The 24,427-nt window shown below is 48.4% G+C and carries 21 protein-coding genes; 1 reads left to right on the plus strand and 20 read right to left on the minus strand.

What is annotated here, in order from left to right:
- Positions 1–46: 46 nt before the first annotated feature.
- The 12 genes from pcrA to gnd all read right to left on the minus strand — a co-directional run bounded on the left by pcrA (position 47) and on the right by gnd (position 15,290).
- Positions 47–2,299: a DNA helicase PcrA gene (pcrA, locus tag G6R27_RS02720; protein WP_213819545.1), complete on the minus strand. Its 2,253-nt coding sequence runs from the start codon at positions 2,297–2,299 to the stop codon at positions 47–49.
- A gap of 145 nt (positions 2,300–2,444) precedes the next feature.
- Positions 2,445–3,071 carry a glycoside hydrolase family 73 protein gene (locus G6R27_RS02725; RefSeq protein WP_213819546.1) on the minus strand — a complete coding sequence of 209 codons (627 nt, stop codon included), beginning with the start codon at positions 3,069–3,071 and terminating at the stop codon, positions 2,445–2,447.
- A gap of 132 nt (positions 3,072–3,203) precedes the next feature.
- Complete coding sequence (locus tag G6R27_RS02730; protein WP_213819547.1) at positions 3,204–3,596, minus strand: hypothetical protein; 393 nt, start codon at positions 3,594–3,596, stop codon at positions 3,204–3,206.
- A gap of 185 nt (positions 3,597–3,781) precedes the next feature.
- Positions 3,782–4,081 (minus strand): DUF1292 domain-containing protein, encoded by a 300-nt coding sequence (locus tag G6R27_RS02735; protein WP_213819548.1) that lies wholly within the window; start codon positions 4,079–4,081, stop codon positions 3,782–3,784.
- Positions 4,082–4,100: 19 nt separating this feature from the next.
- Positions 4,101–4,535, minus strand: coding sequence for a Holliday junction resolvase RuvX (gene ruvX / locus G6R27_RS02740; RefSeq protein WP_213819549.1), 435 nt, complete (start codon positions 4,533–4,535; stop codon positions 4,101–4,103).
- Positions 4,535–4,786: an IreB family regulatory phosphoprotein gene (locus G6R27_RS02745; protein ID WP_213819550.1), complete on the minus strand. Its 252-nt coding sequence runs from the start codon at positions 4,784–4,786 to the stop codon at positions 4,535–4,537. The genes ruvX and G6R27_RS02745 overlap by 1 nt, the downstream gene beginning before the upstream one ends.
- Before the next feature lie 207 nt (positions 4,787–4,993).
- The gene (alaS, locus tag G6R27_RS02750; RefSeq protein WP_213819551.1) at positions 4,994–7,675 is read right to left on the minus strand and encodes an alanine--tRNA ligase; all 2,682 of its coding nucleotides are present in this window, start codon (positions 7,673–7,675) and stop codon (positions 4,994–4,996) included.
- 304 nt (positions 7,676–7,979) lie between these two features.
- Positions 7,980–9,395, minus strand: a complete 1,416-nt coding sequence (locus tag G6R27_RS02755; protein WP_213819552.1) for an APC family permease — start codon at positions 9,393–9,395, stop codon at positions 7,980–7,982.
- A 134-nt stretch (positions 9,396–9,529) separates the two neighbouring features.
- The gene (locus G6R27_RS02760; protein WP_213819553.1) at positions 9,530–11,149 is read right to left on the minus strand and encodes an APC family permease; all 1,620 of its coding nucleotides are present in this window, start codon (positions 11,147–11,149) and stop codon (positions 9,530–9,532) included.
- A 136-nt stretch (positions 11,150–11,285) separates the two neighbouring features.
- Positions 11,286–12,668, minus strand: coding sequence for a gluconate:H+ symporter (locus G6R27_RS02765; protein WP_213819554.1), 1,383 nt, complete (start codon positions 12,666–12,668; stop codon positions 11,286–11,288).
- Positions 12,669–12,696: 28 nt separating this feature from the next.
- On the minus strand, positions 12,697–14,250 hold the full coding sequence (gntK, locus tag G6R27_RS02770; RefSeq protein ID WP_213819555.1) for a gluconokinase: 1,554 nt from the start codon (positions 14,248–14,250) through the stop codon (positions 12,697–12,699).
- A 128-nt stretch (positions 14,251–14,378) separates the two neighbouring features.
- On the minus strand, positions 14,379–15,290 hold the full coding sequence (gene gnd, locus G6R27_RS02775) for a phosphogluconate dehydrogenase (NAD(+)-dependent, decarboxylating) (RefSeq protein ID WP_213819556.1): 912 nt from the start codon (positions 15,288–15,290) through the stop codon (positions 14,379–14,381).
- Between the two features lie 134 nt (positions 15,291–15,424).
- On the opposite strand from gnd, the gene G6R27_RS02780 reads away from it, so the two are divergent.
- Complete coding sequence (locus G6R27_RS02780; RefSeq protein WP_213819557.1) at positions 15,425–16,288, plus strand: MurR/RpiR family transcriptional regulator; 864 nt, start codon at positions 15,425–15,427, stop codon at positions 16,286–16,288.
- Between the two features lie 40 nt (positions 16,289–16,328).
- On the opposite strand, the gene udk is transcribed toward G6R27_RS02780, so the two are convergent.
- From udk to G6R27_RS02820, 8 genes are all read right to left on the minus strand, one after another.
- On the minus strand, positions 16,329–16,958 hold the full coding sequence (udk, locus tag G6R27_RS02785) for a uridine kinase (protein WP_213819558.1): 630 nt from the start codon (positions 16,956–16,958) through the stop codon (positions 16,329–16,331).
- 118 nt (positions 16,959–17,076) lie between these two features.
- Positions 17,077–18,378 (minus strand): MFS transporter, encoded by a 1,302-nt coding sequence (locus G6R27_RS02790; RefSeq protein ID WP_213819559.1) that lies wholly within the window; start codon positions 18,376–18,378, stop codon positions 17,077–17,079.
- A 165-nt stretch (positions 18,379–18,543) separates the two neighbouring features.
- On the minus strand, positions 18,544–19,551 hold the full coding sequence (locus G6R27_RS02795) for a substrate-binding domain-containing protein (protein WP_213819560.1): 1,008 nt from the start codon (positions 19,549–19,551) through the stop codon (positions 18,544–18,546).
- A gap of 124 nt (positions 19,552–19,675) precedes the next feature.
- Positions 19,676–20,149, minus strand: a complete 474-nt coding sequence (locus G6R27_RS02800) for a SprT family protein (RefSeq protein WP_213819717.1) — start codon at positions 20,147–20,149, stop codon at positions 19,676–19,678.
- 88 nt (positions 20,150–20,237) lie between these two features.
- Positions 20,238–20,495 carry an acyl carrier protein gene (locus G6R27_RS02805; protein ID WP_213819561.1) on the minus strand — a complete coding sequence of 86 codons (258 nt, stop codon included), beginning with the start codon at positions 20,493–20,495 and terminating at the stop codon, positions 20,238–20,240.
- Between the two features lie 64 nt (positions 20,496–20,559).
- Positions 20,560–21,588, minus strand: coding sequence for a phosphate acyltransferase PlsX (gene plsX, locus G6R27_RS02810; RefSeq protein WP_213819718.1), 1,029 nt, complete (start codon positions 21,586–21,588; stop codon positions 20,560–20,562).
- Positions 21,589–21,632: 44 nt separating this feature from the next.
- Entirely contained in the window at positions 21,633–23,666 is a 2,034-nt protein-coding gene (gene recG / locus G6R27_RS02815; protein ID WP_213819562.1) for an ATP-dependent DNA helicase RecG, read from the minus strand.
- A gap of 135 nt (positions 23,667–23,801) precedes the next feature.
- Entirely contained in the window at positions 23,802–24,116 is a 315-nt protein-coding gene (locus G6R27_RS02820; RefSeq protein WP_213819719.1) for a SemiSWEET family transporter, read from the minus strand.
- Between the last annotated feature and the right edge of the window lie 311 nt (positions 24,117–24,427).

Raw genomic sequence — 24,427 nt, forward strand, 5'->3', positions numbered from 1 at the left:
GCCTTCTTCTACTCTTTTAACGTTCATTTTTTTAAAGCCAGACTTCCTAATCCGCCTTTTTAATCGGCGCAAAGGCAGCCAGCAACTGCTTAATGCCATCATCTGGAAAGGCCACCTTCAGCTCCTGATCCTCGCCAGATCCAGTCGCTGAAACCACGGTTCCAATGCCCCACTTCTTGTGTTGGACCTTATCGCCAGCCTGCCAAGAAACGCCTTCGGCACCAGTTGTAGCCGCCGATGACTTTTGCACGGCAGAAGCCTGAACCGGACGCCCGTTATAAGTCGTCTGTGTGGCCCGCAAGAACTTCGAGGACAACCCGGGTTGGGTGGCCGATGAGCCAGCTGGGTAAGCCTTTTCAATCAAGTTGTCTGAGATCTCATCAATGAAGCGTGAAGGCTGATTGGCCTGTGTCTTTCCGTACAGCATGCGCGAAAAGGCGTTGGTCAAATATAATTTCTGCTCCGCACGAGTGATCCCAACGTAGGCCAAACGGCGCTCTTCTTCCAGCAAATCCTCGTCTTGGGCCGAGCGTCCCAGTGGGAAGAGCCCTTCTTCCAAACCGATCAAAAAGACGATTGGGAATTCCAATCCCTTGGCTGCGTGTAAAGTCATCAAGGTCACCTGACCGGAATCTTCTTCGACATTGTCTAACTCCGCCATCAAGGCTGTTGACCCCAAAAAATCAGTTAATGGGTCAACTGCGTCCTCAGCATCTTTGTCGTATTTGGCCTCGAATTCCTTGGTAACCGAAATGAATTCGTCTAAGTTTTCCAAACGAGACTGGGACTCCGGATCCGACTTTTGCTGGAGTTCCTTGCGGTAACCAGACTGATCCAAAATCAGATCCGTCAATTCGGAAACCTCTAAGAATTCGGCTTGCTGGCGGAAGTTGTTGATCATTTCGGCAAAAGCCAGCAACTTCGTGGCAGCTGCCGGCCGAACGTCTGGGGCCATCTCGATTTGGTCAATGGCTTTTAACATTGGCAAGTTGATGGAATCGGCAAAAGCAAAGAGCCGATCAATCGTCGTTTGACCAATCGAACGTTTAGGCACGTTGATAATCCGTTCAAGCGCGGCATTGTCTGCTGGGTTGGCGACCAAGGACAAGTAGGCCATGATGTCTAGAATTTCTTTGCGATCATAGAACTTGTGCCCACCAACAATCGTATAGGGCACGTTTGCTTTGACCAAGGCTTCTTCCATCGCACGGGACTGCGCGTTGGTCCGGTACAAAATGGCAAAGTCCGACAGGGACTTCTTTTGCTCCCGCTGTCCCTTTTGAATCTTACCCAAGACATAATAGGCTTCATCTTGAGCGGATTGGGCGCGATAGTAGGTCAGCTTTTCACCCTGACCGTTTTCCGTCCACAACTTTTTGGGCACCCGCTCATTGTTATTGTTAATGACCTCGTTGGCAGCGTCCAGAATGTTTTGCGTGGACCGGTAGTTTTGTTCCAAGAAGACCGACTTGGCTTCAGGCCAATCTTTTTCGAAGTTTAAAATGTTTTGCATGTTGGCGCCACGCCAACCATAAATCGACTGATCGGCATCCCCAACAACCGCCAAATTTTTAGACCCTTGAGCCAATAAGTTGACGATTTTGTACTGGGCATCGTTGGTATCCTGGTACTCATCGACATGCAGATAGCGGAACTGCTCTTGGTAGCGTTTCAAAACCTCCGGTACTTTTTCAAAGAGATCGATGGTCTTCATAATCAAATCATCAAAGTCGACCGATTGGGCTTGGGCCAAGGCCTTTTGGTAGGCCTTGTACACTTCGGCCACCCGTTCTTCGTAAAAGTTACCAGCCTGTTTCGCATAGTCCTTTGGCGTCAGCAGTTCGTTTTTGGCGTTTGAAATGGTTCCCAAAATGGTCCGCGGATCGTATTGATTGGAATCCAAGTTCAACTCGTTAACCACCCGCTTAACCAAGGTTTTTTGCGCCGATGAATCCAAAATCGTGAAATTCTTGCCCAAGCCAATCTGTTCACCATCGCGGCGCAAAATGCGCACGGCCAAGGCGTGGAAAGTGGAAACCCAGATCATCTGCGCTTGTTCTGGATCGACCAACTTAGCAATTCGCTCACGCATCTCCCGAGCCGCCTTATTGGTGAAGGTGATGGCCAGAATCCGCCATGGTTTCACGTCCAAATCCTCGATCAAATGCGCCACCCGGTGCGTCAACACACGGGTTTTACCTGAGCCGGCACCAGCCATAATTAAAAGCGGCCCCTCTGTCGTGGCAACCGCTTCGGCCTGCTTATCATTCATTCCTTTGGTCAATTCTTCAACAGTCATTTTGCCATCCTAAAGTGTATTCTTGCTCCTTATATTTTAGCATAGAAGAGGCTCCTTGACGGCGAATCCACTAGGTAAAATCAATGCGTTTTTCTTCATTTCTTCACAAAAAAAGTCCGTTAAAACGGACTTTTTGTTCTTTTGTCTAATCAGCCAGATCAAATCGGTGCAAATGGTACTTCTCGATCACCTGGATGAGTTTTTCGGCATAATCAGGGTCGGTCGCATAACGATCGGTTACAAGGCCCTGGGCTGCTTCTCGATAATTCGCAGCAGACAAAACGTGAGCATACTGGGTTGGATTCCAGGAAGTGCCCTCTTTTAGTAATTTGGCGTGGGCCAGCATGGACGCCTGCCAAGAAGCATAGGACACAAAGGGGGCTTCGACCGTCGTCCAACCATCAGCCGTGTACTCCTTGGTTGGCAGCGTCACAGATGGCTGACCGGCGGCCGCCTTTACACCATACAAATTATGGGCTTGTTGCGCCAAAGTAGACTGTCCAAAATCAGATTCCAAAGCGGCCTGGGCCAAGGAGATCGAGGCAAAGACACCGTATTGACGCTGCAGTTGTTGGGCATATGGCGCCCAGGCCTTTAGCTGTTTGGATCTCTGATCTTCAACTTGAGCCTCTTTTCGCTCCGCCAGAAACTCGGGGGTCAAAGAAGCCGCCGCGACGACAAGACTGATGAGGGCAAAGAGGGCAATAAAGTAGCGACGCCGGTCTTTTTTACGACGCGGTAACTTGAACCACTTATGTTTTTTTCGAGCCATCAGCCCCTCCTTTTTTCTTAAACTTTCTAATTTAAAAGTATACAACTTTTTGAAAGCGTTGAAAAAAATCCCCGTGATCAAAAGAAAAAAGCCCGCAAGGCAGGCTTTTTTCAAAGTGATTTCATGGACTGCTTACTTTTTGTAAGTGGAGCCTTGCAGGTTAATCCTCTTCTTGTTGTTCGACAACTGGAAAGCAACCCCGCGGATACCGCCTTCTTTAGCAGCCGTTGAATCCTTGTCGTAAAGCAAAACCAAAACGTTATCCTTCACGTAGTAGTGGCCTGAAAGCGTTTCGCTCTTATTCGTTTTACTGTAGAGTTTATAGCTGTCCTTGTTGAATTTAATGGCCGTTCCACCCTCTTTGTAGGTGTAAGTACCAGACAAACGCTGCGTGTCTTCATAGGCCTTATAAGAGAAGCCAGCAATGGCCAAAAGGAGCACAACCAGCACAATGATGCCAGCGATCCACTTGGTCTTCTTTGAGAAATTCTTAGGGTTCATTTTTTCTAACGAAAGCTTTTTCATGAGTTGATTCTTCCTTTCTTCTCTAGATTAGTCTTCTCATCTGGAAAGTCAAGGTTCTTTCGACTCTTTCTAAGGTAATTTACTCTTTATTGTCTTATAACTGCTGCTTCGATATCGCGTTTCACACGTTTCCCCAGCCTTTTCGACAAAAAAAGCCCGCCTTTAAGCGAGCTTCATGCGTCGTGTTATTCAAAGTTGGCGTCATCATCCAAGAACGTGTTCAACACTTCTTCGACCATGGCCCATTCGGCATCATCTTCGATTGGCATCAAATCGCCATCCTTCGATTCGCCATCTTCTTCAGGGTTAAAGATGTAGGCCTGAACATCAACTTGTTCGTCTTCTTCGACACCATCTGGTACCAACAGAATGTAAGACTTGTCGTATTCTTCTGAGTGGAAAGTAAAGAGGACTTCGTATAATGCCTCGTCACCGTTATCATCCACAAGGGTAATCTTATCAATTTCGGGGTTTTCTTTTGCCATTCGCTTTTCCTTTTTGTTCTTAATTCTTCGTTAGTTTACCGTTGGCATCCAAATAGTTTTGCAAAATGAATTCCGCAGCAATCTTATCGATAACCTTCTTACGCTTCTTGCGCGAGACATCCGCCTCTTCGATTAGCATCCGCTCGGCTTGCACCGTCGTCAGCCGCTCGTCTTGAAAGTCAGTCGGCAAGCCAAAACGTTCTTCAACCATCTTGGCATAGGCCCGCGACGCTTCGGCACGGGGGCCTTCAGAGTTATTCATGTTTTTGGGTAAGCCCAAAACAACGGCTTTGGCACCGGTCTTTTCGATCAATTCACCGAGTCGGTCGAGGCCGAAGACCTTTTCGTCTTCGTTAATCCGGATGATTTCGACTCCTTGGGCCGTCCAGCCCATCGGATCGGAAACCGCCACACCAACTGTTTTGGAACCTACGTCTAATCCGAGTATCCGCATTACTTTTTCAAATAAGCGTGTACGAGCTCTTCGATAATCTCGTCACGTTCGTGGCGCTTGATCAGGTTCCTGGCGTCGTGCAGACGGGGAATGTAAGCGGGGTCACCAGACATCAGGTAGCCCACGATTTGGTTGATTGGGTTATAACCCTTTTCTTCCAAAGCGGCATAAACCAAAAACATCGTATCGTGGATATCTTTTGGCTCCTGTTGTCCAAAATTAAAAATGGCTGTCTTATCACTGACACTCATTGTACACACTCCTTTCTTTATCTAATCTTAAGGTTTTCTGCTTGCTTCTAGTTTAACACGATTTCTCGTGTTCATGAGCCGTTTGTTAAAAAAGCAGGAGATGGTCTAGACCTAGTCAGCAGCTTTTTTAAGCCGCCTTTTTTCTGCAAAATGGACAGATTGCTCACCCAAGAGGTGGGCGCTAGTCCATCTCGCTTGGTGAAAGCCTTAGCCTTCTGCCAAGATTGTCTTGGCCTTTTTTAAGGCTTCATCAATCTTAGAAGCATCCTTACCGCCGGCTTGGGCCATATCCGGACGGCCACCGCCGCCACCGCCAACGATTGGCGCAATGGCTTTGACCAGGTCACCGGCCTTCACACCAGCTTGGTTGGCTTCCTTGTTGGCAGCCACCAGTAAGTTGACCTTTTGGCCGATCGCCGCGGCCAAAATCAAGACGTTTGACGCGTTCTTGTCACGCCAGGCATCGGCCATTTGACGAAGACCGTTGGCGTTGTCCACCTTGACTTGGGCAGCCACGACGGACAGACCATTGATGTCTTCTACACTTTGCAACAATTCCTTGGCTTCTACTGCTGCCAATTGTCCTTGGACACTTTCAAGCTGTGCCTTGATGTCCTTTAATTCAGCCGTCACGTCAGCTACACGATCCGACACGGAAAGCAAGTTTGGCACCTTCAAGTGCTTGGCTACCTTGGCCAAAGTCTGTTCTTCTGCTTGATAGTCCGTCAAAGCAGGCAAGGCCGTCTTGGCTTCAATACGACGAATACCAGCAGCCACACCAGCCTCCCCTGTAATCTTGAAGAGGTTTAGCTCAGCCGTTGACTTGGCGTGCGTGCCACCATCGAATTCTTGGTTGTAGTCACCGATCGAAACAATTCGAACCGTGTCGCCGTACTTGTCGTCAAAGACGGCAACGGCACCGAGCTTCTTTGCATCCTCGATGGACATCTCTTCCCAAGTGATTGTCAAGTTGCGTTGGATTTGCAAGTTGACTTCGTCTTGGACGCGGTTCAACGTTGCTTGATCAACAGGTCCTTCGTGGTTGAAGTCAAAACGCAGGTATTCGGGTTCGACCAATGAACCGGCCTGGTGAATGTCACCACCGATGACGTTACGCAAGGCTTGGTCCAACAAGTGAGTAGCCGTGTGGTTCAGTGAAACGGCGTGGTGCCGTTCCATGTCGACGGCCAAGTCAACCGTTTGGCCAACTTGAATGTCTTCTGCCAGTGTGACTTCGTGGATGTTTTGGCCGTTTGGTCCGGCTTGGACGTCTTGCACTTCGGCAACAATCGTCCCATTTTCGTCCTTGACCGTCCCAAAGTCAGCGACCTGACCGCCCATTTCAGCATAGAATGGCGTTTGGTCAAAGACCAGCCAGGCTCTGTTGCCGGCCTTAGCACTGTTGGTGTTTACCGCCACACCGGAATCATCGTGGGCAATGATAGCCACAATTTTAGCACCAGCAACCGCTGTCTTTGACCAACCAACATAGGTCGAATCAACCGTTAAGTCAGTCAAAGCCGCGTTTTGCACGCCCATGGCATGTTCCTTACCGCGAGCGGCGCGGGCCCGGTCTTTTTGTGCTTGCAAGGCCTTCTTGAAGCCTGCCATATCGACCGTCATCCCGACTTCTTCGGCCTGTTCGGCCGTCAATTCGACTGGGAAGCCGTAAGTATCAGACAACTTGAAGGCATCTTCACCGGCAATTTCCTTGGAACCCTTTTCCTTGGCTGCTGCAACAAACTGGTCAAACATGGCAAGACCGGCCTTCAAGGTTTTGTTGAAGCGCTTTTCTTCGGCCGTCATAATTGATTCGATCAAGCCTTGTTTTTCTTTTAGTTCTGGATAGAAGCTATCCAAAGTCCCGACCATGGCCGGGACAATCTTGGCCAAGAAGTTTTCTTGGATCCCTAACTTTTGACCATGTAAGACCGCACGACGCAAAAGACGGCGGATGACGTAACCACGGCCTTCGTTTGATGGCTTAGCGCCGTCCGCAATGGCAAAGGCCACGGCACGGATGTGGTCGGCAATGACCTTGAAGGAGACGTTATCTTCCGTATCCTTTGTCGTGTCGTAGACTTTTCCTGCAGTCAACGGCTCCGTTGCCCGAATAATTGGCAAAAAGAGGTCCGTATCAAAGTTAGTCCGCGCGTGCTGGAAGACAGAAACCAAGCGCTCGAGTCCCATTCCCGTATCAATGTTTTTGTGGGGCAATTCTGGATATTCGGAGTTATCCGTCAGGCCAGGTAAGTGGTTAAACTGAGAAAAGACAATGTTCCAAATTTCCATGTAGCGTTCGTTTTCACCACCTGGATACATTTCAGGATCGTCTGCTGGCAAATCCGCATATTCCTCGCCCCGGTCGTAAAAGACTTCCGAATCAGGTCCTGATGGGCCTTCCCCGATATCCCAGAAGTTGTCATCGACTTCGTAAATGTGCCCATCTGGCAAATCCGTCTTTTCTTCCCAGATACGTCGGGATTCCTGATCCTTTGGATAGATCGTGACATAGAGCTTTTCCTTATCCAAGGCGTACCAGTCAGGAGAAGTCAACAATTCCCAAGCCCATGGAATAACGTCTTCTTTAAAGTAATCGCCAATGGAGAAGTTCCCCATCATTTCAAACAAGGTGTGGTGGCGAGCCGTCTTACCCACGTTTTCAATATCGTTTGTTCGAATCGCCTTTTGTGCGTTGGTCAACCGGGGCTTTGGCGGCACAACGGAGCCGTCAAAGTACTTCTTCAAGGTGGCAACTCCCGAGTTAATCCACAACAATGAAGGATCGTTTTCTGGAATCAGTGACTTCGAAGGCACCACCAAGTGGTCCTTTGATGCAAAGAAATCCAAGAACATTTGCCGAATTTCGGCTGATGATAATTCTTTCATGATTACTCCTCTAAAAAACAAAAAGCCATCACAAAGAGCGGACGCGTGACCGTGGTACCACCGCTGTTTGTAATGACTGGAAAAGTCTTACCTCAAACCTTGTAACGCCAGGAAAGCGCCCTTTTTGGGCTTGCAATTGGGAGCACGGTCAAAAAAAATCTAACCCCTTTCACCAGCCGGGGCCTCGCTAGAAGATTCGTTAATCACCGCATGACCAATCAATGACTTAATTATAGCATAGAGAACGTCTAGCAGCAGCTGACAGCAAGAAAAAAAATCGCCTGTTCAGGCGACTTTTAAAACATTATTTTGAATTTTTAGCACCATAGAAGGCATACACAATCAAACCAAGAACAAACCAGCCAACGGAGTAGAGTTGGGCCTGAGAATCCAATGTATAGAAAATGTAAGCCGCCCCCAATGCCGCCAATGCCGGAAGAACAGGATAAAGTGGCATCTTAAAGGCTGGCATGGGCAAGTCCACGCCTTCGCGTTTGCGCAGGGCGTAAATACCAAGTGAAACCATAATGAAAGCAATTAAGGTACCAGCTGAAATCAGCCCGGCTAACTCTGTAAAGGAGAAAATCGAGCCAACCAAAACGGCAATGACTGACAAAGCAACCAAAGCGTTGTTGGGTTGTCCCTTCGACGAAACACGGCCCAAGAAAGGTGGCAACAAGCCATCACGACCAAAGGCATAGAGCAAACGGGAGCCTGCCAGCATCATCCCAATTAAGCCGGTAAACATACCAGCCAAGGCCACAACAGAAAGAATGTGGGAGGTCATCGTGTGTCCAGAGGCGAGCAAAGCCCAGGCAGCCGGTGCAGCGTTGTTTTCATACTGGCTATAGTGGAACATACCGACCAAAACAAGGGAGACCGCCACAAAAAGAGTGGTCGCAATGATCAAGGAACCAATGATTCCCCGAGGCATTGTTTTTTGTGGCTCCTTGGCTTCTGCAGAATTGGCCGCGATGGAATCAAAGCCAATATAAGACAAGAAAATTTGAGAAGCCCCAGCCGCAATGCCCTGCCAGCCACCAAAATCCGTGCCCGGCACATGGGCCGGCACAAAGTGCGCGTAATTAACAGGATGGATGGCTGTCGCACCGACAATGATGAAAAGAACAATAACGCCAACCTTTAAGACTACCAGAAGGTTCTCCACTTTGGCCGTATTCTTCGTTCCACGGTACAAAAGCGTGGCGACAATCAAAACCGCTAAAAGCGCGAAAAGATCGATTACCCCGCCCTGCCCGGCAGAGAAAGGATTAGCCAATGATGCCGGCAGTTGCAAAGCAAAAGAAGACAAGAAAAGTTTCATATTGGCCGACCAACCGGATGCCACAAAGGCAACCGCAATAAAGTATTCGGCTAATAGTGCCCAACCGGCAATCCAGCCAAAGACTTTCCCAAAGACAACGGAGGCCCAGGAATAGGCGGAACCGGCAAAGGGCAGGACCGCAGCAAATTCCGCGTAAGCAAAGGCCGTCAAGCCGGAAACAATGGCCGCCAAAATAAAGGAGATCGTCACGGCTGCTCCGGCATGGGTAGCAGCGACAATTCCTGGCAAAGTGAAGATGGCGGCGCCGACAATGGTCCCCACACCAAGTGCCAACATTTCTTTGACCCCAAGGGTTTTTTGCAAGTGCTGATCCGACTGTTCAAAGGCCGTTGGATCAGCCTTTTTGAACCAATTACCACGCTGTTTTTTCGTCATTTTTTTGCCTCATATTTTTTTAACAAACTAGCCTTTACTCTACCAGCAGCACCTCTTCTTGTCAATTCGAAAGCAACCGTCACCGCCTTTTTAAAAACAAAAAAGCCCGACCTTTCCAGTCGGACTTTCATCGTTTATTCAGCCTGTTCAAGCGGTTCTTCATAATCAACCGTATCGTTGACTTTCTTAGCCCGCTTGAAGTGCTTGGTGATCAAGTGTGATCCCTTACCCCAGGCGTAGAACGCCAAGGCAACCAAGGCAACCATCAAGAAATCCCATGGGTAGTGAATCCAACCTGCACCGTTAAATTCGGTCGACCCAATGTAGGATTCGATCGAAAGAGCGACTAGGTAGAAGAGCAACCATGAGGAACCATGAAGCTGCTTTTTTGCACGTTCCCAAGAGAAGCCTTGCTTCCACTCGTAAAAGAAGTAGAAAGGCAAGCCCAAAATGATGATCAAGATCACTTCAATCGTTGTTGGCCACATTGCCCAATACGTTGCCAAAGAGGCCAAAACGAAGGCTAATGGGGCCACCCACTTCATTGACTTTGACTTAAATGGACGAGTAAAGTTTGGTGCCATTTCACGAAGTGACATCACCGTCACCGGACCAGTCAAATAGGCAATCAACGTCGCCGTTGAGATAACGGCTGCCAAGGTTCCCCAAGAACGGAACAAGGTCACCATGATCATGGACAAAACCGCATCGGTAACCATGGCCATACGAGGAATACCGTACTTTTCGTTAATCTTTCCAATAAATTGCGGAATGTGCTTATCAGAAGCCATCGCTGCCAACACACGACCAGTAGAAGCCGCAAAGGAAACGCCAGTACCAAATGGTGAAATGAAAGCATCCGTGTAAAGCAAGATCGACAACCAATTCAAGCCAAGCAAGATGGCCAAATCAGCAAATGGTGATTGGAAATCAATGTTGTGCCAACCGTGTGTTGCGATTTCCCAAGGTTCAATAGCCGTAATGAAGGTTGATTGAATCAAGATGTAAAGCAAAGCGGCAATTCCAAGAGAAATCACGATTCCACGTGAGATGTCCTTGGTTGGGTCCTTCACTTCCGAACCAAAGTTAATGATGGTCTGGAAGGCGTTGAAGGAGAAGATGATTCCAGAAACGGTTGTGGCCGCAAAGATTGGTGCCGAACCGTAAGGCATGAATTCATGCATGTTGGAACCGTAGTTTGATGGGTGGAAGGATGCAAAGGTCAACATCACGATCGTCAAGAGAGGAACACCTAACTTGAAGAAGGAGATAAATGACGTAAACTTTGTCAACAGTGAAACAGACCAGTAGTTCAACAACGTGAAGATGATGATGAACGCAAAGACCACCAACAATCCAGGGGTCGTAATCTGGTTATTTTCCAAGAAGTGGTGTGTCCAGTTCGCCCAAGACCATGGCCAAGTAGCCATGTATTGAACGGCAGCAACCGCTTCAATTGGAATTAACGTGATGAGTGAGACCCAGTTCGCCCATGAGGCGATGAAACCAAGCAACGACCCGTGGGTATACTGAGCAAACTTCGACATACCACCCGATTGTGGAAACATCGTGCCCAATTCCACGTAGGTGTAGGCGATGACACCGATCACAATCGCTCCAACAATCCAAGAGATGATAGCCGCTGGTCCTGCCACTCGAGTGGCCTCCCATGATCCGAAGAGCCAACCAGAACCGATTAACGATCCCAGTCCAAGCAAAACCAGCTGCAATAAACCAATTTTATTAGATTTCATAATAACCTTTCAACTCATTTTCAAAGTGACCACTCCTATGTGATCATCCGATGGTCACTATTTTACCAGAGTGTGTCAAAAATGCCAAATAAGATTCTAAAAAAACCACCGGAATTTTATCCGGTGGTTTCGGATCTTATACTAAGACCGCCGTTAAAATCAAGATAATGGCCAATCCGACCACTGAAATGACCGTTTCCAGGACAGTCCAGATTTGGAAGGTCTGCTTAACCGTCAAGTCGAAGAATTCCTTGAAAATCCAGAATCCCGCGTCGTTAACGTGTGAAGCAATCAATGAACCGGCACCGATGGCCAAGGCCACCAAAACTAAGAGCAAGTCGCCGTGTGGGTTAGCGGCCAAAATACCGTTTACCACACCAACGGCCGTGATACCGGCTACCGTGGCAGAACCAACGGCGATACGGAGCAATGAAGCGACTGCCCAGGCAAAGACCACAATGGCAACGGGCGACATTGAGCCTGATGACTGGAAGAGGTCAGCAATTTTGTCTGACAGTCCGGAAGTGACCAAGACACCACGCAGGGCGCCACCACCACCAACAATCAGCAAAATACCAGAAACCGCATTCATTCCTTCATTCAAAGAAGAACCGACCGTCTTCATGTCACGTTTTTGCATGAGACCCATGGTGAAGATAGCCAAAACCAAAGAAATCGTCATGGCGATCGCTGGGTTAGCCAAGAAGTCAATGACTTGGTAGAGGGCATCCGGATTCTTTGGTGTTTTTCCACCGGTCACCACCAGCTTGTAAACCGTTGCAATGATCATGAAGACCAATGGGAAGACGGAGGTCAAAACAGAAAGACCAAAGGATGGCGTCTTGTCCAAGTCGTATTCCTTGACGTCCCCAACCGCTTCAATGTGTTCCTTGAATTTGAAGGCGTCTGGTGCGTACTTTTGAGCCAACTTGGTAAAGACAGGTCCGGCTACAACAGCCGTGATGACAGAAACAAGCAAGCCAACCAAAAGCATCAACCCGATATTGGCCCCCAATTGGGAGGCAACGGCCGTTGGTGCTGGTTGTGGTGGTAAGAAGCCTTGAGCAGATGACAAAGCAGCCGTCATCGAAACGCCCAAATAAAGCAATGGGACGCCGGCTTCGATCGCAACTGCAAAAACAATCGGGATCAAAAGAACCATTCCAACACCGAAAATCATCGAAATTCCGATAATGAAGGAAGCCAGCAAAACGGCCCACTGTAAACGCTTCAAGCCAAACCAGGCGATCAACGTCTTAGCAATTCGGTACGAACCGCCGGCATCGGCAACCAAACGGCCGATCATGCCACCAAAAATGAAGATGACAGCATTTGATCCCAGGATGTTTCCCATTCCTTGGTTACCCAAGACAGCGTCAGGAATTTTGGATGGGTTCATTCCCAAGAGCAAGGCCAAAACAACAGCAGTAATGACCAAGGAAACGAAGGTGTTCAATTTGAATTTGGTGATCAAGAGCAACAAAAGCAAAATGGACACGATTAACATGATAAATTCCATCGTATTTGTTAGGGCTAATCCCTACTCCTTATTTTTCTTCTACCGGCCGAGCGTGCTTACGCTGGAAGTCGGCAATGTTGTCGTATTCGGTCTGCAATTGACGTGACAGACGAATAAAGATTGGGGCCAATTCACGATAAGCTTCGAAATTTTCAGGTTCTGGCTGGTAAGTGTTTGACTTACCGATGTACTTTGAAATTTCGTACAAATCATCAATTTGACCAAGTGCCTTTTGAGCCACCACAACGGCTGCCAAAGCCCCTGATTCAAAGGCCTGTGGCACCGTCACTGGCTGCTCAAAAATGTCAGCAAACATTTGACGCCAAAGTGGTGAACGCGCAAAGCCACCCGTTGCTTGGATGGACTTCAGTGAGCCAACCACTTCTTCTAGAGCAAGTGAGACCATGTAGACGTTGAAGGTGATCCCTTCCAAAACAGCGCGGAGCATGTTGGCGCGGGTGTGCGAGTGGTTCAAACCGAAGAAGGAACCACGAGCGTTAGCGTCCCAAATGGGCGCCCGTTCCCCACCCAAGTATGGGTGGAAGAGCAGACCGTCAGAACCGGCCGGAATCTTTGAGGCAATTTCTGTCATCAAATCATAGGCGTCTTGGCCAAGCAAGGCAGCCGTTGATTTTTCAGCATCGAACAAGTTGTCTTTGGCCCAACGGAAGACATCGCCTCCGTTGTTAACTGGCCCACCGACAACCCAGTGATCCTTATCCAAGGCATAGGTAAAGGTACGCCCCTTTGGATCAATCACTGGTTTGTCTGAAACAACACGGATGGCACCAGACGTTCCAATGGTGATGGCCGCTACTCCTGGTTGGACAGCATCCACGCCGAGGTTGGACAGCGGACCGTCACCGGCTCCGTAGACAAAGGGCACGTCTTCTGGCAAGCCAAGCACAACGGCCAATTCCTTGTTCATTCCCGTTTCATACTCATATGGGGAAACGGGTTCTGGCAACTGGTCCTTCGAGACACCGGTGACTTCCAGTGCCTGAGGATCCCAGTCAAGGTCAAAAATGTTAAACATTCCGGTACCAGAAGCAATCGAAATATCCATCTTATTCGTACCAAAGAGACGGTAGAAGAGATATTCCTTAATTCCTAAGTAGTGTGCGGCGTTTTTAAAGATTTCGTTTTGGTCGTTTTTCAACCACAACATCTTAGACAAAGGCGCCATCGGGTGAATTGGTGTCCCAGTCTTTTGGTAGATTTCCATCCCAAGTCCAGAAGCCTTCAATTCATCCGTGTACTTAACCGCACGGGTGTCGGCCCAGGTGATCACCCGAGTAAGTGGTTGCCAATCCTTATCAAAGGCAATCAGTGAGTGCATGGCCGAGGAGAAGGAAACAGCCTTAATGGTGTTTCCCTTTCCCAATTCCGCCTTGCGGACAACAGCCCCCAAAGCGTTCGTGAAGGCCACGAAAATTTCATCCAAGTCTTCTTCGGCCATATCGGTCGTTTCCCGATAAAGGGGGTAACCGTAGTTGGCCTGCGCAACGACTTGGTTTTGGTCATCGAATAAAACGGCCTTTGTTGAGGTCGTTCCTAAATCGATTCCGATCATGTAGTCCATGTCATGTCTCCATTTGCTTCAATACGAGACAAAGTGGTGCCCAAAAGTATAATTTTGGTAACGCTTACTTTATCTAACAAACAAAAAGCTCCCGCGTTTGGTGGGGAGCTTTTGACTGTTTTTCGAAATTACTTGCTTGCTGAGTCCATTGCGTGACCACCGAAGCCGTTACGCAAAGCAGAAACAACCTTTCCAGTAAACGTGTCTTCTTGCAATGAACGGTAACGCATCGCAAGTGACAAGTAGATAACTGGAGCAGGAACTTCCAAGTCAAGTGATTCTTCGACCGTCCACTTACCTTCACCAGATGAGTGCATGCGACCAGAAATTGCTGACAACTTAGGGTCCTTGGCGAATTGTTCTTCGATCAATTCCATCAACCATGAACGGACAACAGAACCGTTGTTCCAAAGCTTAGCAACGGCTTCGTAGTCGTAGTCGAATTGTGAAGCTTCCAATACTTCGAAACCTTCGGCGATGGCTTGCATCATACCGTATTCGATTCCGTTGTGGACCATCTTCAAGTAGTGACCTGAGCCAAGGCGACCCGTGTACAAGTAACCGTCCTTTTGGGCGATTGATTCGAACAAAGGTTCCAAGGTCTTCCATGCTTCGGCGTTGTCGCCACCGATCATGAAGTTACCACCGTTACGGGCACCTGACATTCCACCAGACGTACCAGCATCGAACAAGTTGATACCAGCAGCAGTCGTGCGCTTGTTTTGTTCCAAGTTGTCCTTGTAGTTTGAGTTTCCACCATCGATGATGATGTCGCCCTTGTCCATCTTTTCGATCAACGTGTCGATCGTTGAGTTCGTTGGCTTACCAGCTGGTACCATTACCCAAACAACCTTTGGTGATGGCAACTTAGCAAGCATGTCATCAAGTGAGTTCACACCTTCAACCTTGTCTGAGTATGCATCTGCTTCTGCGACAAAGTCCTTGTTCAAATCAAATGCAACAACTTCGTGGCCATTGTCAACGGCGTTCTTAACCAAGTTAAGACCCATCTTTCCAAGACCGATCATGGCAAACTTCATGTGTATTACCTCTTTTATCAAATATCTTTATTTACTACGCTTCCTATTATATGAAAAACATTTTCAGAACACAAGCTATAAATTGAAAATAACTTTCATCTTCTGTATAGTAAACATAACAAAGGACGTTAACTATGAAAGAAAGCACCGCACGGGTCATCTTTGCCCAACTTGGCAAGGGACCCAACAATTATAATCAAACCGAACAAAAACTGGTCGACTACATCTCAGACAACCTCGATCAGGCAGCCGAAGACACGATCCAATCGATGGCTCAAAAAGCCAACGTATCCGCCGCATCGATTTCGCGCTTTGTCAAAAAAATCGGTTTTTCCTCTTACCGCGATTTTTCGGTCGCCTTAGCCTCTTATCAGCAGGGAAAGGCACCACTCGACCTGTTTGGTGAAATTTTAGACGACGACAATACCGAAGCCATCAAGAAAAAAGTGTTCTCAGGTGCCCAAAATGCGCTAACCATGACCTCAGAAGCCCTTTCAGCCGAAATGTTAGATAAAGCCTTGTCTTGGCTCATCTCAGCCAAGCGGGTTGGCTTCTTTGGAATTGGCGGTTCCTCGATTGTCGCTTTTAACGCTTATCACAAATTCTTGCGTACCCCCATCGATGTCATCTCTCATCCAGACTATGATATCCAACTCATGCAAGCCGTCAAATTAACACCCCAGGACACCGCTGTTGTCATCTCACACTCAGGGCGAAACGACGACACGCTCTTTTTAGCCCAAAAACTAAACGAACACCAGGTTCCCTTCATCGCCATCACCTCTTTTGCTGACTCCCCCCTTGCACAAATGGCCGACATCGTCTTGCTCTCGCTTGCTGAAGAGGTCAATTACCGCTCCGAATCAATGTCTTCTTTAATCGCACAATTAACGATTATCGACACCCTTTTCACCCTGACCGGATCCAAACTCCCAAAGGCCACGCAATCTGTTGTTGACACCATGCGTGACGTCATCGAAGGAACCAGAAGACAATAAAAAAAGACGCGCCCCACAATGTGGTCGCGTCTTTTTATTTTTAATCTTCTTTTTTCACCATGGCAATCGCCTGGTTCATCAAAATGTCGATGGCGACATAGTTACCGCCACCTTCTGGAACGATGATATCAGCGTAGCGCTTGGTTGGTTCCACAAATTGATTGTGCATGGGCTTGACCGTTGCCGTGTATTGTTCGATCACCCCTTCAACCGTTCGACCTCGTTCGTGCGTGTCTCGTTGAAGCCGACGAATAAAGCGAACATCATCATCGGTGTCGACATAGACTTTCAAATCCATCAACTCCCGAACGCGAGAATCATTAAAGAGCAACACCCCATCAACAATGACGACATCGCCAGGCTCAATGTGTGTTGTCTCTTTAGAACGTGTGTGCTCGGCATAATCATAAACCGGCGCATCGATTGCCTCTTGATGGATCAGCTTTTTTAAATCAGCCACAAAACGATCAACCTCGATTGAATCGGGATGGTCATAATTGGTCTTCATCCGCTCCTCCATTGGCTTAGCGGATTGATCTTTATAATAGACATCCTCTTGAAGCAAAATCGGGTTATTATCCGAAAGACGGGTAATCAACGCCCTCGAAACAGTGGTCTTACCCGAACCAGAACCACCTGCAATCCCAATCAAAAACGGTTTCTTAGCCACAATAGCCTCCATACATCACGTACGCTGTCTGTCCAAAAAAATTCTCATTTCATCCATTGTACGTGATTTTCTATACAAAAACCAGTAAAAAAAAGACGACCTTTCGTCGTCTGTTGGCTTACTTTTTGGATTTAATGCGGCTCGCCAAGAAATAGCCCGTTAATGGGACCAAAACAAACCAAGCGGCCGTCAAGTTCAGCGCCGAACCGTAACTGTGTTCCTGATGGAAGAAGCCGATTAAGAGACCGGCTAGCAAAATGGACAAAGCCCCGATCAACTGACGCATGGTCGTGATAATGGCTGTTCCGTGAGAAATCAAATGCTTTGGTAGCGCGTTGGACGCTGCGGTCACGGCCGGCATCATGATGAAGGCGTTACCTCCTTCAAGCATCATGGCACCCAGGATGGCAAGCAAGAGGAACTTCGTCCCAAAGACGGCCAAGAACAGGTAACCTAAAAGCATCATCGAGGATCCAATGTAAACCAGAGGACGAAGCCCGATTTGCCCAAGAAGCCGGCCTGCTTTTGGATTTAGAAAGGACAGGAAGACCGCGCCTGGAATCATCAAAAGGCCGGACCAAATTGGGGCTAATAAGAAAACTTTTTGGAAGTACAAGGGCATGATCACAGTGGCCGTAATCAATCCGGAATATGACATCCCCGTCAGCAACATGGCTGGCAAGTAGCCCCGGTGCTCAAAAACACGCAGATCCAAGAAAGGATTGTCCATCTTCAATTGGCGAATCACAAAGATGACCAACAGCAAGAGCGAAACAATTAGCGTGACGATCAACGTCCATGACCAACCCTTTGCTGGCAAGATCGAAACAGTGTACAAGATTCCAGCAAAGCCAATCAGCAAAAAGGCCGATAAGAAATCAAAATCCCGCTTGTTTAATTGATGCGTATTTTGAATTTGCTTTTGCATGAAAAGAATCAGGCCAAGCAAGACCACAAAGAAAAAGGCAAAGAGCAAGCGCCAGGTCCCAAATTGCAAGACGATACCAGACACGATTGGACCAACGGCCAAAGCCGATGACATCACCAGCCCAACGGCCCCCATGGCAATCCCGCGATCTTCTTTATTCGTGTTCTCCATGATGACGGCTTGGTAAGTTGGAAAGAGCGCCCCAACAGCCACCCCTTCGAGCAAGCGACCGACAATCACGCCCAAAAAGTTTGGGGTCACCATTGCAATAGCAGTCCCGACTAAGAAAACAGCCACAATTAAGTTCAGTAACTTCTTCAAATGCAGATTATCAAGCAGCCATGGCGAAAGGGGCATCACCAAAGTCATCGCCACCATGAAACCAGACGTTACCCACTGAACGGCAGCGGCATCGATGCCAAACTGCTTCATCAAAATCGGGTAAGCCGTCGTCATCGTCGATTGGGAAATCGACATGGTAAAAGAAATCATTAATAACACCAAGGAAAATGGTGAAAGAAAACGTATATTTTTCAAGAACCTAACCTCCAAAGACTATCTTTGACTAGTTTAGCGGAGCTGGCACAAAAAGGCAATTACTTTATTTTCATTCTAAATAAAAAGAAGTAAATCCAAATTCGGTTCACTTCCCAGCACTTATTTTGTTGAATTTCTCTTAACCATCGTATAAGGCAGTAGCACTTGCTTTTCAGATAGATTTTCATGATCCATCAGTTTGGTTAGCATCCGCATGGCGACCGCACCGATGTCATACTTTGGCTGATCGATGGACGACAATTCTGGCCGGGCTACCAGGGTGAAGGTAGTGTTATTAGCCGAAACGATCTCGACTTCTTCTGGCACATTGACTCCCCGATCCTGCAGGCCGTTCAAGACCCCCAAAGCCACCTCATCATCGTAAGCCACAACAGCGCTAGCCTTTGCCGCAATGACACCTGCCGCCATCTCTTGCCCGTCTTGATAAGAACGCGCACCAGTAAAAATCAACGACTCGTCTAAAATCTGACCGGATGTTTGCAAGGCTTCTTCATAACCTGCTCTACGATAATCGACATCAATGGCCCGATCCTTCGAACCAAGCACCAATGCCAGGCGCTCTTGTCCCTTTTTTAAGAAATGCTGACTGACTTCAAAAAAAGCTTTTTGGTAGTCGATGTTTACAGAAGGCAGCACCCGACCGTGGTCGACAGATCCGGCCAAAACGACGGGAACACCGGTTGCCTGAATAGCGGACAACACTTCGTCTGACAGCTGGCTACCCATAAAAATCAGGCCATCGATCTGCTTATCAGCCAAATTTTTGACAGCCGTTAGCGCTCGTTTCGGGTCATCATCCGTATTGGTCAACAACACATCATACTGGTACATGTTGGCCACGTCATCAATGCCACGTGTTAATTCCGAGTAAAATAAGTTGGTCATATCTGGCATGACGACCCCAACCGTTGTGGTCTTTTTTGAGGCAAGTCCACGGGCCACGGCGTTTGGCCGGTAGCCAAGGTCTTTGATGGCCGCTAAGACTTTATCACGAGTGGCTGGTCGAACGTTGTCCGAGCCGTTAACAACTCGTGAAACCGTCGCCAAAGAAACGCCAACTGCTGCGGCAACATCGTAAATTGTAGCGTTTTTCTTTTCGTCGACCATCGTTTCAATCCTCTTTTTGAAAGCGCTTTATTACTGAAATTTATCATAGCAAAAAAAGCGCCCTGTCGCAAATAACGGAACGCTTTTGACTCGAACAAAAAAATTGATCGAAAGGCGATCTTGCCTATCCTAAATCACTTTCTAAATGTAAACGGCCACGACACTGGCCACAGCGATAGCGCCTGACGTCGATTCGTCGAACGCGCTCGATCAGATGACCATTATCGCAGCGATACCGGTACTTTTTGTTCATCTGACGCCGGTTGCCAATATCCGGTGCATAACGCGAACCACCGACCGCCGCAAGCAGGTGCTTAAAATCCTGCTGTCGATGTTGATAGCCGCGCCCAGCCAAATGCAAATGATAATGGCAGAGCTCATGCTTGATAATCGCATCAAAATCGCTTCGATCGGCCATTTTTGGATTAAAATCCAAGTGATGGTCCGACAGATGATAGCGGCCCCCGGTCGTTTGCAACCGGTTATTATAAACCGCTTGGTGCAAAAAAGGCTGCTGGAAGGCAGAAAGGGACACCGCCGCCACTCGCTTTTGTAAGGCGAGTTGTGCAGGTGTCCCAATCGTCTTTTGCCAAGCCATATGCGCTTGATTGACTGTCTTTTGCTTTTTTCTTTTGACCATGGGTCGAGCGGATTGCTTCCCTTCCTTCTTAAAAAAGGAAAAGGCGTTACTTCGACTTCGACTCATGTGCATAAATATAGTCCGTGACCTTATTCAACGATGTCAACTCGTCCAAATCCTCGTCTGGAATTTCAATATCGAATTCGTCTTCCACTTCCACAACGAGTTCGACAACATCGATCGAGTCGGCGCCGATTTCTTTTACAAAATCGTGATCCCCTTGAATCTTGTCTTTCGACACCTCGAAGCGTTTGGCTACTTCGTCTTCGAGTTTTGCATAAATCTGCTCTTTCGATAAGGCCATTGTTCTCTCCTCAAGCTAAATCAAATCGAACTAATACTACCACAAAATGAAGGCCTTGCGGTATTTATTTTGCGTTCTTTTTTACCTTCATCTTGTCGGCGTTTTCCTTGATGAAGTCAGTCGTCTTTTGAACCAAGTTCTCTTCGACCATCTTTTGAATCTGGCCCATGGAGTTGGCCACCGCCGTCGCTTTGGCAGAACCGTGCGTCTTAACAACCGGTGCCTTGACACCAAGGACGACGGCCCCACCATTTTCGTTAAAGTCCAACTTGTGCTTCAACGAACGCAGGGCTGGCTTCAGCAAAAGCGCACCCAAGATACCACGAATTCCAGAAGCCTTGATGGATTCCTTAATTTGCCCCATCATCGTCAAGGCCGTTCCCTCAATGGCCTTTAACGTAGCATTTCCAGAAAAGCCGTCAGCCACAACCACATCAGCCGTGCCATCCATGATTTCACGGGCTTCAACGTTTCCTAAGAAGTTGAAGGCTTCCGTGTCCTTCATTAATTGATGGGCGGCCTTGTGGACGTCATCACCCTTATCCTCTTCGCCACCGTTGTTCAACAGGCGAACACGTGGATTTGAAATTCCCATGACAGATTCTGCATAGAAAGTTCCCAAGATCCCGTATTGGTAAAGGTGGGAAGGTTTGTTTTCAGCGTTGGCACCCAAGTCCATAAAGACGAACTCGTCGCTTTTTTCGCCAAAGCTTGGGAAGGCCGTTGCCAAAGCAGGACGCTCCACGCCACGGATGCGACCGACAATAAAGATCGCAGAAGCCAAAATAGCCCCTGTGTTACCCGCTGAGAAGAAGGCATCCGCTTCCCCGTTTTTAACGGCCGTTGCAGCACGAACCATGGAAGAATCCGGCTTGTTTTTCATTGCCTTAACAGGCTCTTCGCCCATTTCGATTTCTTCTGTCGTGGGCACCAAAGTCAACCGGTCCATGTTTTGGATCAAAGGCTTGACCTTTGCTTCCGTTCCGAACAACAAGAATTCCAATTCAGGGTATCGGTCACGGGCAAGCTCAACACCCTTTACAATTTCGTCTGGGGCATAATCGCCACCCATCGCATCAATCGCAATCTTAATCACAACAAATCTCCTTCGAGTCTTTCTTTAACTATAAAACATTATCAATCAAAGTGTCTAAAAGCGGCCATCGTTTGGGAAAGGTGATCAACCAAGGCTTGGTGGCCTGGCTTCTCGTCCCATTTGTCCGTTCGAACCAGCTTTAACGCTTCTTCTTGGGCAATCGTCAGCATCGTCAAATCCTTGACCGGATCGCCGACCTTGAAGTCCGGCATCCCCGACTGCTTCGTGCCCAAAATATCACCGGAACCACGCAGTTCCAAATCGCGCTGCGCCAGCTCAAAGCCGTCCGTCGTCTCAACCAAAGCTGAAAGCCGTTCCTTTCCATAATCGGTCTTCGGATCGGCCAAAAGCACCGTGTAGGACTGGCGTTCCCCACGGCCGACACGACCACGCAACTGGTGCAGCTGCGCCAGGCCAAAACGGTCAGCATCTAATATTAACATAACCGAGGCATTTGACACATCCACGCCAACTTCGACAACGGTTGTCGACACCAAGACCTGAATCTGGTTGGCCGAAAAGCCGGCCATCAAAACATCCTTGTCTTCTTTTGGCAAGCGACCATGCAGGAGACCGACCTGATAATCCGGCAGTTCTTCCTGTAGTTCTTGGTAGACGGCCGTCACGTTTTGGACATCTAGGCTTTCCGACTCTTCAATCAGGGGCGTGACCACGTAGGCCTGCGCGCCTTTAGAAAGCTCCCCCTTCAGCAAATCCATCGCCTGATCGTACTGGCGGTTGGACAGCTGGCTGGTGATAATCGGCTTTCGACCAGCCGGCAACTCGTCGATGATCGACACTTCCATTTCGCCATATGAAGTGATCGCTAAGGTTCGTGGAATTGGTGTGGCGGTCATGGCCAAAATGTCTGGGTTCACGCCACCTTCTCGAAGCTTCGCCCGCTGCTTGACACCAAAACGGTGCTGCTCGTCGATGACGGCCAGCCCGAGGTGGTGGAAGTAAACGCCTTCTTGGACCAAGGCGTGGGTTCCGACGACAATGTCGATGTCACCCGCCTCCAAATCTTCTAAGATCTGACGTCGTTGTCCAGCCTTCAAGCCCGACGTGAGCAATTCCACCCGCAGTGAAATCCCCGCTGAATCAAAAAGCTTGGCCAGCCCCTTGGCGTGCTGCTGAGCTAAAATTTCGGTTGGCGCCATGATCGCCCCCTGGGCGCCGGCCGTGACCGCCGCGTACATGGCAATCGCAGCCACAACCGTCTTACCGGAACCAACGTCTCCTTGCAGGAGGCGGTTCATGTGCTGTGGGGCAGCTTGATCAGCTAAGATCTCGTCGACCACCCGCTTTTGCGCGTCGGTTAGCGTAAAGGGCAGGGCGTCGATGAAGGCTTGCACCTGCTTAGCGTCGTAGGCCAAAGCCTCGCCCAAAAAGGACTTATCGGCCTGCTTGACCAACTGTAGGCGCATTTGGAAGAGGAAAAATTCTTCAAAGGCGGCTGAACGACGGCCAGCTTTGGATTCCACTTTATCCTTTGGAAAATGCGAGTATTCCACCTGCTCATTCTTGTCCAAGAGCCGGTACTTTTCTCGCAGTTCGTCTGGCACCAAATTGGGTAAAGTACCACGAAGTTGTCCCCAGGCCTGCTCAACCAATTCTGCGATGGTCTTAGCCTTAATGGCCTTGGAGACCGGGTAGATCGGTGCCAGACCGTCAACGGAGGCCGGCACTAATTTGATCGCTGTCAAAGCCGCCCGGGCCGCGTTATAGGTCCCGTAGACAGCCACCTCCTGGCCAACTTCGAGGTTCTTGCTGATCCAGGGCTGATTGAAGAAAGTCACGCGGACGTTCTCCCGGTCGACCAGCAGGCCGACCACCGTTTGCGAACGCTTCCCATAACGACGAACGACGGGCGGTGTGGAAATCACGCCTTTAAAAGTGACCTTTTCACCATCCAAGGTCTCGGATGGCAGGCGCTCGCCCAAATCATCATAGCGATAAGGATAGTAGGAAAGCAGATCGTCGATTGTAAAAATTCCGAGGTCCTGGAGCGCTTTTTCGCGCTTTGGCCCGACGCCAGACAAAACGGATACAGCATCAGTTAATTGAATCGACATCGACTCCCCTCCCTTCATTCGATAAGCATTATTTTACCACCAGCATCTCGGAAATGAAACGAGTCCGCCACGCCTTTGTTAAGCGCAATAAAAAAGGTCAGCACCCTCGGGTGCTGACCAACATTATAACTGCTATTAGTGAATGTAAATCGTCACAATTGTGACCAATCCAAAGAAAATACCAGGCACATTAGAAATAATGATTGGCCAATCCTTGTAAGTCTTCAACCAACCATAACCGGTCCAAAGCGTTGCGTTAATCATTGCAACCGCTGGCTGAACAGGGTTTACTGGATTACCGGAAAAGTTCGCGATAATCTGCGGGATGTATGAGACATACATCAAAATACAAGTTGCCGTCGCAATCTTTGAGAAAAGCTTCAGCATCTTGATTCGCTTTTCGTCAACCACTTTCTTTTCTTCCGGATGGACATAATTATCAACACGCATTCCCATGAATTGTATCTCCTATTCCATTATTCGCTCGAATAACTGCCTTTAGTATAACACATTTCGAGAATATTTCAGTAAATTTGATCATCTTTGTTCAATTATTATTTTAATAATAACCTGATAACAAGCCTTTTTTAATAATTGATCACCCGTTTTGTTCAGTTACGAACAAGTCGTAATCATTCTAAAAAGAGCCACTAAAAAGCATCGGTGACTTGCGCGCAGCTTCGTTCCATCCATGATCTTTTTGCGGTCTTTGATTCGACAACACAGCGAACCTTAGGCACCGTAACCGGTTATGCCCTTTT

It is taken from the genome of Fructobacillus papyriferae, assembly GCF_018437225.1.
Taxonomy (GTDB): domain Bacteria; phylum Bacillota; class Bacilli; order Lactobacillales; family Lactobacillaceae; genus Fructobacillus; species Fructobacillus papyriferae.